Annotated in this window: 14 protein-coding genes and 3 pseudogenes; 8 read left to right on the plus strand and 9 right to left on the minus strand. The window is 57.5% G+C overall.

Annotated features, from left to right (window positions below):
- Positions 1-2 precede the first annotated feature (2 nt).
- Entirely contained in the window at positions 3-614 is a 612-nt protein-coding gene (locus tag KIO76_RS30280) for a TraH family protein (protein ID WP_213327387.1), read from the plus strand.
- 14 nt (positions 615-628) lie between these two features.
- Here KIO76_RS30280 and KIO76_RS30285 read toward each other — a convergent pair whose 3' ends face one another.
- The 3 genes from KIO76_RS30285 to KIO76_RS30295 are packed head-to-tail and all read right to left on the minus strand — an operon-like array spanning position 629 to position 2306.
- Positions 629-1678 carry a PIN domain-containing protein gene (locus tag KIO76_RS30285; protein ID WP_213327388.1) on the minus strand — a complete coding sequence of 350 codons (1050 nt, stop codon included), beginning with the start codon at positions 1676-1678 and terminating at the stop codon, positions 629-631.
- The gene (locus KIO76_RS30290) at positions 1675-2061 is read right to left on the minus strand and encodes a type II toxin-antitoxin system VapC family toxin (protein ID WP_213327389.1); all 387 of its coding nucleotides are present in this window, start codon (positions 2059-2061) and stop codon (positions 1675-1677) included. The genes KIO76_RS30285 and KIO76_RS30290 overlap by 4 nt, the downstream gene beginning before the upstream one ends.
- Positions 2058-2306: a type II toxin-antitoxin system VapB family antitoxin gene (locus KIO76_RS30295; protein ID WP_213327390.1), complete on the minus strand. Its 249-nt coding sequence runs from the start codon at positions 2304-2306 to the stop codon at positions 2058-2060. Before KIO76_RS30295 ends, KIO76_RS30290 begins: the two co-directional genes overlap by 4 nt.
- A 498-nt stretch (positions 2307-2804) precedes the next feature.
- Between KIO76_RS30295 and KIO76_RS30300 the strand changes: the two genes are divergently transcribed.
- Positions 2805-3083 (plus strand): transcriptional repressor TraM, encoded by a 279-nt coding sequence (locus KIO76_RS30300; protein WP_213327391.1) that lies wholly within the window; start codon positions 2805-2807, stop codon positions 3081-3083.
- Between the two features lie 7 nt (positions 3084-3090).
- On the opposite strand, the gene KIO76_RS30305 is transcribed toward KIO76_RS30300, so the two are convergent.
- Complete coding sequence (locus tag KIO76_RS30305; protein WP_249730246.1) at positions 3091-3831, minus strand: autoinducer binding domain-containing protein; 741 nt, start codon at positions 3829-3831, stop codon at positions 3091-3093.
- Positions 3832-4225: 394 nt separating this feature from the next.
- Between KIO76_RS30305 and KIO76_RS31260 the strand changes: the two are divergent.
- Together KIO76_RS31260 and KIO76_RS31265 are read left to right on the plus strand one after the other, a co-directional pair.
- Positions 4226-4404: pseudogene (locus KIO76_RS31260) on the plus strand (IS3 family transposase); the annotation flags it as partial.
- Positions 4405-4500: 96 nt separating this feature from the next.
- Positions 4501-5546: pseudogene (locus KIO76_RS31265) on the plus strand (IS3 family transposase); the annotation flags it as partial.
- A gap of 11 nt (positions 5547-5557) precedes the next feature.
- On the opposite strand, the gene tnpC reads toward KIO76_RS31265, so the two are convergent.
- Positions 5558-7123: an IS66 family transposase gene (tnpC, locus tag KIO76_RS30320; RefSeq protein WP_213327394.1), complete on the minus strand. Its 1566-nt coding sequence runs from the start codon at positions 7121-7123 to the stop codon at positions 5558-5560.
- Positions 7124-7217: 94 nt separating this feature from the next.
- On the opposite strand from tnpC, the pseudogene KIO76_RS30325 reads away from it, so the two are divergent.
- Both KIO76_RS30325 and KIO76_RS30330 read left to right on the plus strand, forming a co-directional pair.
- A pseudogene (locus tag KIO76_RS30325) lies at positions 7218-8569 on the plus strand (IS3 family transposase).
- Between the two features lie 237 nt (positions 8570-8806).
- Positions 8807-9397 (plus strand): hypothetical protein, encoded by a 591-nt coding sequence (locus tag KIO76_RS30330; RefSeq protein WP_213327395.1) that lies wholly within the window; start codon positions 8807-8809, stop codon positions 9395-9397.
- A gap of 432 nt (positions 9398-9829) precedes the next feature.
- Here KIO76_RS30330 and KIO76_RS30335 read toward each other — a convergent pair whose 3' ends face one another.
- A complete protein-coding gene (locus tag KIO76_RS30335) occupies positions 9830-10945 on the minus strand; it encodes a helix-turn-helix transcriptional regulator (RefSeq protein WP_213327396.1) in 1116 nt (371 codons plus the stop codon).
- Positions 10946-11688: 743 nt separating this feature from the next.
- Here KIO76_RS30335 and KIO76_RS30340 point away from each other — a divergent pair.
- Together KIO76_RS30340 and KIO76_RS30345 are read left to right on the plus strand one after the other, a co-directional pair.
- Positions 11689-12453 carry a hypothetical protein gene (locus KIO76_RS30340; RefSeq protein WP_213327397.1) on the plus strand — a complete coding sequence of 255 codons (765 nt, stop codon included), beginning with the start codon at positions 11689-11691 and terminating at the stop codon, positions 12451-12453.
- A 9-nt stretch (positions 12454-12462) separates the two neighbouring features.
- Positions 12463-12861, plus strand: a complete 399-nt coding sequence (locus tag KIO76_RS30345; protein ID WP_213327398.1) for a hypothetical protein — start codon at positions 12463-12465, stop codon at positions 12859-12861.
- Between the two features lie 634 nt (positions 12862-13495).
- Here KIO76_RS30345 and KIO76_RS30350 read toward each other — a convergent pair.
- The 3 genes from KIO76_RS30350 to KIO76_RS30360 all read right to left on the minus strand — a co-directional run.
- Positions 13496-13996, minus strand: coding sequence for an FxLYD domain-containing protein (locus tag KIO76_RS30350; RefSeq protein WP_213327399.1), 501 nt, complete (start codon positions 13994-13996; stop codon positions 13496-13498).
- Positions 13997-14185: 189 nt separating this feature from the next.
- The gene (locus KIO76_RS30355) at positions 14186-14500 is read right to left on the minus strand and encodes a hypothetical protein (RefSeq protein ID WP_213327400.1); all 315 of its coding nucleotides are present in this window, start codon (positions 14498-14500) and stop codon (positions 14186-14188) included.
- A 366-nt stretch (positions 14501-14866) separates the two neighbouring features.
- Positions 14867-15899: hypothetical protein (locus KIO76_RS30360; RefSeq protein ID WP_213327401.1), on the minus strand; the 1033-nt coding region annotated here is incomplete at its 5' end.

Consider the following 15899-nt stretch of genomic DNA (forward strand, 5'->3'; position numbering starts at 1 on the left):
TGATGGCCTTCGATGCCGATCTCCTCCGAACATGCGCCGATCCTTCTTTGAAGCCGGCGATCATCGAGCAGTTTGTGAAGGAGGTTGGATCGCCGGATCCGCTCGCGGTCACTATCCGCTCCGGGAACCGCGTCATTCTCGTGCCGCCGGCGAAGACATCTGACGAGGCGCTGGAGCTCGTGCGCAAACATCTCGGTCAGGCCGTCGTGCGTGTTGGTGTCACGCAATATCCGGCCGGGATCGGCATCCGGGATCCCTCGGAGCTCACGCCAACCCTGGTCGATCCTTGCGAGAATATCCGCATGGGCACGGCCCTGTTCGGGAAGGTCTGGCGGATCGTGCTCAAATGGTATGGCTATCCGACTGATGAGGATCTCCGACCGCAGATGCTCGACGATGCGTTCCATGCCTGGCGGACAGGGCAGTTCGAGGAGATACCGGTGTTCAGTGCGCCCGATCCTGGGGAGCCGAAATCGGCGGAGCGGAATCGGGGGGATGTGCCGCAGCATGAACCGGAATCCGCCCGCCCGCCGCCACAGGAAACTCCACCCGGAGATCCCAACACGTCGGGTATTCGCGTCGACCTGTCGGGGATCGATGGACGGACACCATAGCGCACCAGCGGGGCCTATTCGACGATGACGTCGCGCGTGAGCAGCTCGGTTTCTGAGAAGCGCAGGCTGGGCAAATCGATCGAGACGTAGATTTTCAACAGGGCATGGGTTCGGACGGATGTCTCCAGCTCGGTGGGGATGATGTCGTCATCCCTGTCGCGCAATTCGTCTTCGTCGAGGTAACGCACCTTCGCATCGAGGATTGCATTGGCCTGCAGGATCAGGCCGATTCGATTGTCGTCGAAGGCCGCTACGTCGTAATCGTCGACGCTGACGATCTCGTCGAGCGCGGCTGAAGGCACGCACCCCTCGGTGAGGGGCCCGAAATAGACGAAGTCCACGAAATCGAGATCGGTCTCGATCGCCTTACTCAGTTGTTCGTCGAAGCCGGGGGCGGCCAAAACCTCATCCGCGATTGCCTCGACATCGGCTCCGCTGCTCGCGGTCGCTGCTGCGAGGATCTCGTCCAGCGTTTGCAACGGAAAGAGCGCGTCATGGCCTTCCGCGGCCCGGCGAAGCGCCGCGTCGCCGCTGACGACATACATGGAGATGTCGTTGCTCGTGCAATAGCGAGCGAGGCCTTCGATCACGAAAGCGTCTGGGAATTCCTTGCTGCCCCTTTGCTCGAAGGGAGCCTGGCCCGCGAAATATCGCTCGAACACGACGTGGGCGGGGGTCTCCAGCGCAGAGATCGCGTGGCCGCGCAGGCGTTTGATCAATGTGTCGACGAAGCCAGCCCACGCCGCATCAGCCAGCGCCGCGCTGTCGATTTCCTTCACCGCTTCGTTCGGCTTTCCGGCGATCTGCGTGATCCGGTTGAAATCGCGTGCCAGGCGCTTCGCGTCGACCGCCCTGGCGAGGACCTCCTCGGCGAGCTGCCGACGGATTTCGGAAAGCGTGATGTCGGTGAAGTGCAGGACGATGCGGCCGGCATCGATTTCCTTCGCGAGCAATGAGAACTGGGTGTTGGAGATGTTGAAGCCGGCTCGGCGATAAACCTCGGTGTTGAGGAAGACGTGGCGCGTCCGCAGCGCCTCTGTAGGCTTGCGCACGGGTTTGGTCATGCCGTTGCGATATCGGTCTGGCTGAAGTCGTTCCCCTTGAACAGGAGCGGCTCGCCCGTGGCCTTGGCCAGGGCGTAGGAGAAGCAGTCGCCGTAGTTCAGGCCGGCTTTGTGTCGTCCTTTCCCGAAATCGAGGAAGGCTTGCCGGGCGAGTTCGCCATGTTCCAGCGTCACCGGCTCGATGGTGATGCCGGCGCGGCGGATGAAGGCCTCAGCCTGCCGCATGCCGTCGGGGCCGAGCTGGTTCTCGATCACCATGGAGAGCTCGACATAGTTCGCAACGCTGATGCGGCTGACCTCGGCGTCGTGAATGATCTGGGCAAAGGCCTCCGCCTCGCCCTCTCGGTAGAGGATCGCGACCATGGCCGAGGTATCGATGATCATTTCGGCAGGCCGTTCTCGTCATAGAGGAGTTCGGCGTGATCGGCATAGGGCCGCTTCACATGGGCGGCGGCGCGGTCGGCAATCGCCAGCAGCTCCTGCACGCTAGCCTTGCCTTTGCCGCGCTCGATCCTGGCATAGCGCTCGCGCAGGGCCTGCGTGACGATGTGGGTCATGCTTTCCCCGGTGACGCGGGCGATGGCCTGCGCCAGGCGATGCGCCTCGGGATCCTTGATGTTCAGGCCCATAGAGTTCAAATCCACAAAGGTAGAACATTGTCTATCATTCTACCCGACGCTTGCCGGCACGGCAATGTGAGAAGTGGTCGGCGACAGGATCGGCGTCGTTCCGATCGCAGGCGCGAGCCCGATTATGCTCATTGCTGGACGAGGTAACGCAAGCCGTCGTTGACCGCGCAATCGTCGGGAGCTGTGCTTTGTGATCTGGCGAAGCCGCTCCGTTTTCTCTATGAAGGGCCCGAGGCGTCACGCGCGTTTCGGGGCGTAGAAACCCCAAGCAAAGCGGTTGGTGTCGGCCGAGACGACACCAGATCCTCTGGCCATTTGGCCGGGGGCCTGTGACGTATGTCCAGGTGCCTCGGTGCTAAAGGTCATGGGACCGACTTTGCTCGGTTTTCTACCCCCCGGCTTGGGGTCATGGGATGACTGTCAGCGGGGGCGGACCGCAGACACCAGGCGCAGTATGGAATCATGGGTGGAACCGGAGACGGTCGGGCGGAGGGACAGATGCAAACGGTCGTGAGGCCAATCGTCGGCCTGACGAGCTGCCTTCCGAAATCTGTCTTGGAGCCGATCGTGGTCGAGGCGATCCTCAAGCATCGCTTTCTGCTGGATCTCGCAGAAGTCCGGCAGGCGGAAGCCCGTCGATGTGATGAGAGCGTGGGATCCGTTGGTCCAGCTGGCGCGGCTTATATCAGGGCAATGATCGACGTCCATGGCCAACAGACCATATTGTCGACCTTGATCGATGTGCTCGGTTATGTGCCGGCGGTTCCCGCCGACTGAGTGCCGGTCAGATCAGCTTGAGTTTCGCGGCGATCGCCGTGGCCTGTGCGAGGCTGGCGGCGTTGAGCGTTTCTCTGGCATTGTTGAGATGAAAATTAACAGTCGCGAAGGATAGGTTTTCAAGCACGGCGATGTCTTTCATCGACTTGCCCTCGGCTGACCATTTCAGGCAGAGCGCCTGCCGGGCCGTGAGTTCAATGCGATGCTGCGCTGTCGGCCGAGCGTTCCTGGCTTCAAGGGATGCATGGAGAAAGGCCACGGCCGTGACGGCGGCAATCTCGTCGATGTCTTTGTCGAGCGAAAGTGACGGCTTGACCGAAGCGAGGGTCAGCATCGACATATGTCGACCGGGCGTCTGTACCGGAATGCTGATGCCAGACCTGATCCCAAAATCGGCGGCTTCGGAATAAAAACGCTTCAGTTTCCGGGTCTTGCACTCATGAAGAGCGGGAGCGGACCATGTGAAGGGGCGCATCGTCGCGCAGGCGGTTTGAAGGACCGGGTCAACGTATCGGAATCCCTCCGCGAAATAGCGATCCTGCCACTCCTGAGCGTAGTTCGAGATGGCTTGTATCCGAAGAGGTTCAACGTAGAGGAAGGCGTAGCCATCAAATCCCAGATCCTGCACCAGCGTCGGAAGAGCGCTCTTGAGCATACCACCCGTGGAGGTAACGGAGGCGACATCGATCAGCCTCTGGAACCACGTATTCAATGAGTCAATCTCCTGATGAAAGCCGGAGGCCTTCAATCCTTCCTATTTGAAGGTGAAATTCGGTTTTGTTTGCACTGTGTGCATAACAATATTGCAGCTGATCGCTGTCACATAATCCGAACGCAGTGACAAAATGATCGTCCTAGTCGGCCTGCACAAGCCTATACGGGGGTATAGATTGACTTATTGACGTTGCTCACGTTCGGCCCTCGTTCATAACTCGACCCTGTTCCCCTTGTGACCGGATCTGGACCGGGCTGTAGGTTTGTGCGGGGTGAGGCAACGTAGGCTCGTGCGCGGTCGGTGCTCGCTATGGTCGATCCTCGATCCTTCAATGATACGACCTGCCGTGCCAAGCTCCGGAATAGGCGCTCGTTGAGACGGGGTCGCCGGGGGTCTGGGCCGCGTCGCGCAAAAGCCCAACCGCTTGCCTACTTTCATCAAATGGCTGACCGACAATGGCTCAGGCTATGTCGCAGACGACACCCGCCGCTTCGTCGCGATATCGGCCTCGAATCGCTAACGGCGTCGGTCAAGAGCCCGCAGGCCAACGGAATGATCGAGGCCTTCGTGCGTACGATGAAGCGCGACCACACCCGTGTAGAGCCCGACGCTATCAACCGACACATTCGTGCGTGATGCAGCCCCCTAATTGACCGGACACGTCCTCCCACTTCGCGAAGAGGTAGGAGTAATGTCGTGTCTATGACTGGTTCGATGTCGAAGAGTGAGGTCCTGTCGGGCCCTGAACGCCGGCGGCGGTGGGCGCCGGCTGAGAAGCTGGCGATTGTCGCGGAGACCTATGAGCCCGGCATGAGCGTGAGCCTGGTGGCGCGGCGGCATGGTATCGCGCCCAATCAGCTATTCTCCTGGCGCCGGCTGGCGAACCAGGGAGCGCTGACCGCGACCCGGGCCGAGGAAGAGGTGGTTCCGGCGTCGGAATATCGGCAGCTGCAGAACCAGGTTCGCGAGTTGCACCGGCTTCTGGGTAAGAAGCCGCTCGAAGTCGAGATCCTGAGGGAGGCGCTCGACGTCACCGCAGGCCCAAAAAGACATCTGCTGCGGTCGCTATCCTGGCCGAAGGACGGTTCGCGATGACGGCCGTGTGCGAGGTGCTCGGTGTTGCGCGGTCGAACATTGCCGCGCGGGTCAAAGCTCCCATCGACAAGCCCCCTCGGGGGCGGCCAGCGCAGCCCGACGCCGATATGATAGCTGCGATCCGGGACATCATCGCCGACAGGCCAAGCTACGGCTATCGGCGGGTCTGGGCGCTGCTTCGACGTGCGGCGCTGAAGCACGGCCGACAGGCGCCCAATCACAAACGGGTCTATCGGGTGATGAAGGCCCATGGCCTTTTGCTTCAGCGGCATGCCAGTGCCCACGAGGGTCGCCGGCATGATGGCCGCATCGCGGTCGACCGCTCCAATCTGCGCTGGTGTTCGGATGGCTTCGAACTCGGCTGCGACAACGGCGAGAAGGTCCGCGTTGCCTTCGCGCTCGACTGCTGTGACCGCGAGGCGATCAGCTTCGTGGCCACCACCGAGGGCATCAAGGGGGAAGATGTGCGCGACCTGATGACGGTTGCGGTCGAGACCCGTTTCGGCCAGGTCAACCACCTACCCGACGTTATCGAATGGCTGACCGACAACGGTTCGGGCTATATCGCGAAAGAGACCCGGCGCTTCGCTCGGGAAATCGGCCTCGAACCGCTGACGACACCCGTCCAAAGCCCCCAATCCAACGCAAGCGCCGCGCCGGGACCCTATGGATTTGGGGTTGATGTTTTCCGGAAGCGCCACGGCATGAGGTCTTCGACGCCGCTTTGCGGGTGACCGTTGATGATGGCGTCGAGGGTTTCGGCGAGATAGGCGACGGGATTGACGTCGTTGAGCCTGCATGTGGCGACGAGGGATGAGAGCAGCGCCCAGTTTTCCGCCCCGACCTCGTGGCCCGCGAACAGGGCGTTTTTCCGGGTCAGGCAGATTGGGCGGATAGCGTTTTCGACCGGGTTGGTGTCGAGCTCGAGGCGGCCATCGTCGAGGAAGCGGGTGAGCCCCTCCCAATGGGCGAGCCCATAGCGGATGTCTTCGGCCAGCCTGGAGCTGGAAGAGATCATCGATAGTTGCTTCTCGAACCACGGCTTGAGGGCGGCGATGATTGGCGCGGAGTGCTCCCGCCGGGCGGCGAGCCGCAGTTGCGGCGAGACCCCGCGAACGGTTGCCTCGATGGCATAGAGCGCAGCGATCTGGCGGATTGCGGCTTCGGCGATCGGCGACTTGGTGTTGCGCGCGAGCTTGACGAAGCGTCGGCGCAGGTGGCTCCAGCAATGAACGAGCCGCCACGGCCCCTGCGGCCGTTCCAGACGGGTCAGCCGATCATAGCCCTCATAGGCGTCGACCTGCAGGAACTGCCCGCGGAAGCCCTGAAGGAAGCGTTCGGCATGCTCGCCACTGCGCCCCGGCGCATAGTGGAACAGCACGATGGGCGGACCCTGGCCGCCATGGCCGCGATCATCAGACGCGATCGCCCAGAAGAAGCCCTTTTTGACCTTGCCGCGCCCCGGATCGAGCACCGGCGCGGTGGTTTCGTCCATGAACAGCCGTTCCGCCGCGGCCAGATGCCAGCGCATGCGATCGGCAATGGGCTTGAGATGGAAGCAGGCCCGGCCAGCCCAGTTGCCGAGTGTCGCGCGATCGAGCCGGATGCCCTGGCGGGCATAGATCTCGGCCTGCCGATAGAATGGCAGGTGATCACCGAACTTGGCGACGATGACCTGGGCGATCAGCGCCTCGGTCGGCAGACCGCCCGGCACCACATGCTCGGGAGCATGGGCCTGCACGACCGCGCCCGAACAGCGGCGGCAGGCGTATTTCGGACGACGGGTGACCAGCACGCGCAGCTGCGCCGGAACCACGTCCAGCCGCTCGCTGACGTCCTCGCCGATCCTCGCCATTTCGCCGCAGCCGTACGGGCACAGCCTGCTCTGCGGCTCGATGATCCGCTCGACACGCGGCAGATGGGCCGGGAGGTGACCACGGTTGCGCCGGTGAGACGTGCCGGCGCCGTCAGGGCGGCCGTTGATGATCCGCTGCGCCTTCTCATGGGCGGCGTCGAGCACGCCCTGGGCGATTTCGACGTCCTCCAGCGGCAGATGATATTGCTCGGCGGAGAGCTTCTCGGACCGGGCGCCGAACTTCTCGCGCTGAAGGTCGCTGACGATGCTCTCCAACCGCCGCCGCGCTTCCTCGGACTGAGCCAGGGCCTCCTGCGTCTGCGCCAGCTCGGCTTTCAGACGCTCGACCTCATCATGGAGAACGGCGACGTTCATGGGCTATTTCTGTCCGCCGTCAGCACCAATGGCACAGATTTGAGGTTGTGATTTAAGGAGTGTTTTGGTCTCGTCGCATGACGAAGGAACCAAGATGCCCACCAAATCCTCGAACACCAAAAAGCCTGCCGAGCAGGTGGTGAAGGACATCCGGCGGCAGACCCGGCGCCACTTCTCTGCCGAGGACAAGATCCGGATCGTGCTGGACGGGCTGCGCGGCGAGGACAGCATCGCCGAGCTGTGCCGCAAGGAAGGCATCGCCCAGAGCCGGTATTACACTTGGTCGAAGGAGTTCATGGAAGCGGGCAAGCGCCGGCTGGCCGGGGACACCGCCCGTGCCGCGACCACTGGTGAGGTCCAGGACCTGCGCCGCGAGGCCCGAGCCCTGAAGGAGTGCGTGGCCGACCTGACGCTCGAGAACCGGCTGCTCAAAAAAAGCATGATCGCGGATGGGGAAGGCGACGAATGAGGTATCCCGCATCCGAGAAGCTCGAGATCATCCGGCTCGTCGAGCAGTCGCACCTGTCTGCCAAACGCACGCTGGACCAGCTCGGCGTCGCCCGCCGGACATTCTACCGCTGGTACGACCGCTACCTCGAAGGCGGACCGGAAGCGTTGGAAGATCGGCCATCGGCGCCGAGCCGGGTGTGGAACCGCATCCCGGCCAAGATCCACGACCAGATCGTCGAACTGGCGCTCGAACGGTCTGAGCTGTCCCCGCGCGAACTGGCGGTGAGATTTACCGATGAATGCCAATACTTTGTATCCGAAGCCACGGTTTATCGCCTGTTGAAGGCCCATGATCTGATCACCAGTCCGGCCTATGTCGTGATCAAGGCCGCCGAGGCCTTCCACACCAGGACCACCCGCCCAAACGAGATGTGGCAGACCGATTTCACCTACTTCAAGATCATCGGGTGGGGCTGGATGTACCTGTCGACCGTGCTCGACGACTTCTCGCGCTACATCATTGCCTGGAAGCTGTGCACCAACATGCGGGCCGAGGACGTCACCGAGACGCTGGACCTCGCCCTGGCGGCGTCCGGCTGCGACAGCGCCACGGTACTGCACAAGCCCCGACTGCTCAGCGACAACGGCCCCAGCTACATCGCGGGCGAACTGGCGGAATATATTGAGGCCAACAAGATGAGCCATGTGCGCGGCGCCCCGTGCCATCCTCAGACCCAGGGCAAGATCGAGCGCTGGCACCAGACACTCAAAAACCGCATCCTGCTGGAAAACTACTTCCTGCCCGGCGACCTTGAGGCCCAGATCGAGGCCTTCGTCCAGCACTAAAACCACCAGCGTTACCATGAGAGCCTGAACAACGTGACACCCGCCGATGCCTACTTCGGCAGGGCACAAGCCATCATCAAACAGCGGATGAGGATCAAGCGACAAACGATCGAGCATCGGCGCTTGCAACACCGCAAGCTCGCCGCCTAAAACCAATCCCCAGACGAGGCCCCCGCTCCGCTAATTTACGCCGCGATCTGCGCCAAATGTTCTGACGACGGACAGAGCTCCACGTGACGATCCCTGTCTACACGATGGAACAGCTCTCGAAAATAAGCGCTAAGAAGGTCGCGTAAGCTGCTTATACTCCATTTGGAGTAATATTTCCGCATGCGGGTACGATAGCCTTGAATGACGTGGGATTGCGATGTCACGAGGGGGGCTTTTATGAAAAAAATTCGAAATCTAAGTGCGGCTGTCTCGTGGACCTTGCAAATTTCAATAATACTAATTGGCTCCGCGGCAATCTTGCCACTGTGGGCAGCCGAGAGCGATGTGTCAAGAATGGTAAAAATACTGCACCGACAGGTTGCGGGCATCTCGATTAGTTACGATGGCATTGGATTCTATCAAGGAGCTATCTCAAGATTGACCATCAACTGCGACAATATAAATCTTATAATTCGCGATCCCGAAATGGATGTTTATCTTGATGCTACTTTTCCAATGGAAGACATAACTCCTGAAATTAAATATGTCGAACTTTATAGCTTTGAGGGAACTGCTGCAGGAATGGATTATGTTTCAGGTTTAAAGTGCAATACAGGATATTGCGCAACTGTTGTTGTACGGGCAAACAGTGATAATAGGGCAATAAGACGTGAGCACGCTCACACTGTGAGCCTAGAAATCGCGCCGAAGGATACCGCCGGTAGACTCATATTGCGTCATTTTGTCGGCCACCGCAAACTATGCGGCGCTTCGATTCCTAACTATTGCCGAAGGTTGAAGAGCGAGTGTGGTATTACCGAGGAATAGCAAGATGGCGTTCATAGTGATGATAATCGTCATGCTAACCGTTGGCAACGCTTGCGCCGAAACCCTCACGCAATGCGAGAACGCCTGCTCAAGAGGCCGTGGAAGCACATCGGATTGCGATCGTCGGTATAGCGCCATCTCGCAACAGAAAGAATGGCGCGCTTGCGTCGCTGAAATATCTGCCGGCCTCAGCTCATGTGAACGCCTATGCAAGGAGCGAGCTAACACCAGCAAGCGCATTCGCTGCCCTGACGGGTCATCAGCGATTTATGATCAAATTCGAAAGCGCGAAGCGGAATGCGACAGGCATCAAAAGGCGTCCGACAGAAGCTATTGCCGGAAGGCAGCGCAAGATCAATATCTTCCAAATCTGCGAGCATGCAATGGCGAACTTGAATAACGGACAGGAGCTATGCGATTGCATCGCAAAACTCACTGCATCAGAAGGCGCACCAATTCCGCCTGTCGGTGAGTACCAGTTTTCAGAAAAATCGACCGCAGTTGAGTTCGAATCGTCTCTCGGCTAGTGCCGAACTGTTGCGCTGCCTCAGAGAGAGATCTGCCATCGAGGAGTGCGGAAATCAGTTTCTGCTCAGCTGGTGTTAAGCGAAAGAGCTTATCGGCACTGTTGCGTATAGAACTATCATTCCGCATTTCACGACGCTGAAATATGATCAGGGCCAACAATGCTGGGGGAAAAAGTGAGCCAATGCCGGAGAGGGCGCTGCCGCTCTCACGGACAGGCAGAACGACAATATTGAATGGACGAGAGGATGGCTGGACGGCTAGATTGCGGTCCAATTGCCCAACTCCACATGCCGCGGAGACTTGCCGTTGCAGCCAGTCATTCCGAGCCCGCGGCTTAAGGGACAGTTGCCCCTTCGATGACAAAGCTACCATAGCTGCGGATTCCAATAGCTGCTGCGCCGTGCCATTGTGATCACGCACCACACAACGGGAATCGACTAGAAAAGCGGCGTCCGTTAAGGCCCCGAGTAGATCGATCTGCATCTCTCGCGGCTGAACAAGGCGGGTGGCCGCAATGGATCGACGAAGTTTCGGTGCAATCGTTGAAAGCAGCTTTGTCGCGCTCTTATGGTAAGCATGCATATGACGGATGTCATAGTGGATATCAATCGAGGCGTTGCGGCCGCTCTCCTGAAACAGCTTCACCCCCGTTGCACTCTGCGCGTTGCCGGCGCCACGAAGCCAGTCTGCGTAAAATTCACTATCCACAAAGGATGACGATGGCAGCGTATTCTCAGTCCAAAGCGGCACCATTAGGGGCGCTTTCGCAATTATAGGAACCCAGGGATTTAGCGCCGCATAGTACCGAGTGTACCTTTCGATATGCGCCATATCCCAGCCACGCAGCAGAACGGGCGTGGTTCCCGGCGCTGAATCATCGCGAGTGTGAAGGACGAGCTGCGTGCCAGGTAAAAGTAAATGCATGACGTCCAGGGCATCATCCCAGCGCTTTGGATTGAATGCGGCTTCATCGATGAGTTCACCTATTTCCGCCACGCGCTGTGAGAACCTGTCGATCATAACAGCTACCAAGTTGCGCCACCATATTAGACACCGCCCTCAGCAAGTGCCTTTCTCGACCCGATTAACGTTCTATAACATCCACCCATTCGACATGGAAGCGTCGCGCTTCCTAGGGAGGCAGGTGCATATGGCAGCGCCGATCTATGACTTTGGGGAAAGGATCATATGGGCAGCTATCCATATGTGCGCGCTGACGGAGCCACGATTGAGATCGAGCTCAGAGAATGCTTGAAAGTCGTAGCCTATGCTGGCGACCCGAATGTCGCGGCCTCACTTGAGGAATTATGTAGCTTGAGAAACAGCATCGCGGTACGTATTGCCCTTCTCCAAAGACATCTTCGACAATTCGGTTCAGGGCCACTGCCCGGCGACGCGCTCAAAGAGCTCCTGGCTGGGGCTTCGTCGCCACATCGATCAGTACGAGGCATCTGTGCCAAACTACGAACGCGGCAGGCTTGAGCCTTAGTAAGGCCGCTTGATAGAGTACGAAATCCTACCCCTCCTTATCGCTGGCGCTCACACAATATGACGAGCGTCTTCAATGACCTTGGCGTCTGAGGAAGCTCACATTTGTCTGCCCCTGTAAGAAAGCATCACCCGTTTGGAGGATGCCACATCGTCCTGCGTTCCCTATTGTTTCGTTGAAAAATGGGGCTACTACGGTGCTAAGCGTCTTTCATATTAAACACCGACGCCTACCAAGGCAAACTCCGAGCGCAAGCCAGCTCGCTCAGTCCCCTTTGATCGAGGCTTCAAGATGGTTTTCAATCCCAGCAGCGCTGATCTTTTCGCTTCTCATAACCAGCGTTGCCTCTGCGGATTCAGGTCGCATTACAGGTTCGTTTGGGGAATACAATTGTACGGAGGGAACCTGCAATAAGACAATTACCGTTAGGTGCATAAACACCAGAGAGAACAAGATCATAGGAATGGCTACCGCCCGCGTAATAGCGCAGTGTACCCGTAATCAGTCCGCCATCTATTGCGTACCGGTTGATTATTCAAACACCTGCGGGCCTGGATTCAAATTAATTAGGCCCCTCCTTCCAGAGACGCTATACGTTCCAGAGAACCCCATCCCGGATGGGACAACCAGCAGCCTTCCAGATCTAATAGCCCGCAAGAATCACATAGATCGAGAGGTTATGGAGCTATTTGGCTCTCTCCGAAAGCAGTTAAAGGGGGGTTCCATTGATAATCTGTCCCGCGATAAATCTCAACTGACTGCGATCATGCGGAATGGGGGTAAACTTATCACAGCGGCGGACGATTACCTAGAGACTATAGTCGGCTTCGCCCCCCCGAGCGGAACTGAACGGAATGAATTTAAGACGGCAATAAATAGCTGCATCGATCAGTCCAAAGCCGCGGCTGAAGCTGCAATCGAGAGCGCCGCGGAAACGTTAAAATCTACACAACTTGCGGCCTCCAACGCTTTATCGAAATTCTCTGTAGCAAAATTATGGGAAAGAACAAAATCAAAAATTAACGACGCGATGAAATAGGCGCCAACGATGCTTACTACCATCAAACCTATGCTTAGATTCGCGCTATTCATTTTGTTGCCAACCTCTGCCATTTCGAGCGAGCTGTCAACATCTCTGGAGATCTACGCTCGCTGCATTGATAGATCTACGGTTCGCCAGCTTCTTGAAATCCAAGCCAAATCGGAGAAGGAAATTAGTACGCTAAAACGCGGAGTTTTTCATTTAATTACAGGACAATCCATGCGGGATTGCAATAACGAATACTCCGCTTTAATTAATGAGTTAGGTAAAGCATCACACCACTCCAACATGAAAGCTCACACCGACCTCGTCGGAGAGTTTATCGCGGATAACAACTTGATAACCGTACTAACTTTACGACATCTCGCCGAGGCATTGCGCTCTGTGGCTTCGGCTCAAAAGTGAGTTTCCTGAGATGCTTCTCTCAACCCACTTAAGCGCACAACATATCCAGCCTCTGCCATTTAAAGTTGCGATTTTTGCCGCTTTTATGCTATTTCCCTCGGTGTCAGCGGGTCAAACCGATGCTGTCGCTCCAGACAGAGCTTCGGAGAAGAAGGAGATAACATACCGGTGCTTAGCTGATATCAAGCCTCGCGGTTACTGCTGGGTCAGAGATATTGATGAATTAGTCGGCTTTTGTTCTTGCGCTGGTTGGAATATGGATAATATAACTCCATCCACGGGCGAGTGAAATTCAAAGGATCCGTGCTTATTTCAGTTGCGACAGTATCCAGTAATATTGTGGAGATTCACATGATTTCACACAGCATAGCTAACTAATAGATTTTATTATTTAATCTACGAGCACGCAATCAATTGTACCGGGAAACTCGCTGAGCTCGTCTGATAGCGACGAGTTACGCGCAGACAGCGCCGTTCACATGATACTGCCAGACGGCAAAGGTCGAGGCGTAGAGAACACACCCCTAGAGGCTGCACTGGCCGCGGAAGCTGCATGGTTCGCCTGGTGAGGCGACAAACCCATCCCGGAGCAATGGCTGCGGGCTTAGATCGTCACCCAGTCCCAACAGACGCCCTATTTGCCTTCATATGAGTTCAGTCGGCCGCCAAGCAGGAACTTGAACTCCAAGGTCGCCTTTTTCATCGCCGGGTTCCAGTTGTTGATCACCTTGAATGGCGAAGCCTGGCCCGGCAAAAGCGTCGTGTAGTCGATCAGTGCGGATGCGGAGTCGATGAACGTGCCATCCGCGGTGTAGAACGAAACGACCGCCTGAACATTCTTCAGGGGCGTGTCGCGCAGGTTCCGAACCTGGCCATTGACGATGGCGTGGGAATATTGTGCTCCCCAAGACCAGTTCGTCACCTGAAGGTCGCTGCTCGCTCGAAGCGCCTCCCGAGCGACCTGTTCCGCCTTTTTCTTCTCGGCCACCTGGTACGCCGCATAGGCCTTCGGATCGAGCTGCTTGAGCTCGTCCGCGTACTCAGGTCTGCTTTGGATCTCCTTCAGATAGGCTTTTGGGTTGCTCTTCTTCAGCGCGGCAAGCCTGGCTGTCTCAGCCTTAGCCTCGGCCTCCAAAGCGGCAACTCGGTCAATGGCGGCTTGCTTCTCCGCGGCCCATTTCGGGGCCTCTATCGCATGTGCGGCGGGATCGACCTCTTTCAGCGCTTCAATCCACGCATCGTTGCCCTCTGAGGCCTTAACCTCGTTCACCCACTGCTTCGGATCGAGAACCTTCAGCTCAGCAAGATAGCGAGCCCGAGGCGTCTAGGGCTTAATCTCAGCAAGGTACTGCTGTGGATTAGACTCACGAAGTGCGGCTACCTTCGCCGCGCTGCGGGCAGCGTTCCAATCGTTAAATTCCTTCACCGCGCCGGGCAACAGAACCAGGGAGATGCACAGGAACAGAATGGCATACGGTCGATAGTGCTTCTTGGCGCTCGGCCACCGAGCACAGACCAACGTCAAACACAGGGTCCCCAGAAAGGTGAGCAACGCCGAAAAGGTGCTAAGAACACTCGATGCCACTATCGCCACGACGAGCACACCGAGAACCTTCAGAACGCTAATGATCGCCCGCACGTCTTCCCCCTCACCCCAGTCCAGCATTTCTTATTATTGGACCGTATGACCGGGATCAATGACCATTCCTGAGGTCTGGAGGCGTCAGAAACTGAAGGAGGCGCCCGTAAAGGCGCCTCCTTCGGTATTGTGACCGACCTATTTCAGGTCCGCGATCTTGTTCAACCGTTCGTCCAGCGTGCGACGCTGAATTTCACGGACCTCGCGCTGGGAAGGCATTCGCCACGTCTTTCGACGAAGGTAGCGAAGCAGCCCCTCCGGGCGAGGATCGAACTGCCGGGAAGGCATCTCGTTTCTCCGATGTGTTAGACGGCTGACCAGGCCGCGGACATTCTGAGATGGTGGCTAGCGAGCTATAGACAAGCCTCACTGCCCGGGCGACTTTCTCAGATACGTCAATTGCTGAATCGCCTGAGGACCGAAGCCGCACTGATTTACCGGAAGATACTCAATGGTTTGATAGCCGAATGGCGTGGCCTCCACATCGACGTTGTAGGTAGCCGTGCAGCCGCTCTGCGTCTGCATTATCACGGTCGTCTTAAATCTATTCGACCCCGAGTTCCACGATCCGGTTGCTGTGAACCGACTACCGTTGGGAGCCAAAAAGGTTGATCCTATGTTGCAACCGTTCTGCTGGATTTGCAAAGACTGTTTCGTTTGCGGCGATTCAAAATGGCCGCTTAGATTTGGACACTGTGGCGACTGCGGCAGGGTATCGCGCATCGGGAACGGCTCGCGTCGAATGGCTGGAATGATTAGCGTCTCCGCTCCATCCAGGGGAACATCCGCGTTAATGATAATCGAAAACTCATCAGAGTTCTGACGCCGGCAATTGAACGACCTTGTGACATTCGATGGGTAATCGTACTGTGAGGGATCACGCGAACAAGAAAAGTCTCTCAGCTGGTCAGCGTCAAATTTTTCAAATTTTGGCATTTGCTGATTGCCAGCCAACCCACTCCGAATCCGGATTATAAACTGGTCGGTCTTCCCCGTGTATTCATGCCAAATGTGCACGCCATTTCCGCTCGTACACAGTCGCACAATATCCCTCGCTTTGTCGCTTATCTGCATGCTGTACTTGTCAAGGAACTGCTTGATTTCGGAATAGCTCTTTCCTTCATCACAGAACGATTCCGCGAATTGCTTATCCTCGCTGAAACTCCCCTCACCGGTGAGCTTGCCAACCAAATTGAAGCCGGCGCTTCCGGAAGCACTTCTGGTCCCTGACTTCTTCTTACAGGAAGAATTGTAAGCCGATGCGACATCCTCAGAACTCCCAGTGTAGCTCGAGAAGTCATACAGGCCATACTTAAAGGCCGTCTTACAAAAGTCCTGGGCAAAGCTGGGCGTCGCGATCACGCAAAAACCCAAGCTTATCGCGGCGAAGAACCTCATC

It is taken from the genome of Chelatococcus sp. YT9 (assembly GCF_018398315.1).
GTDB lineage: Bacteria > Pseudomonadota > Alphaproteobacteria > Rhizobiales > Beijerinckiaceae > Chelatococcus.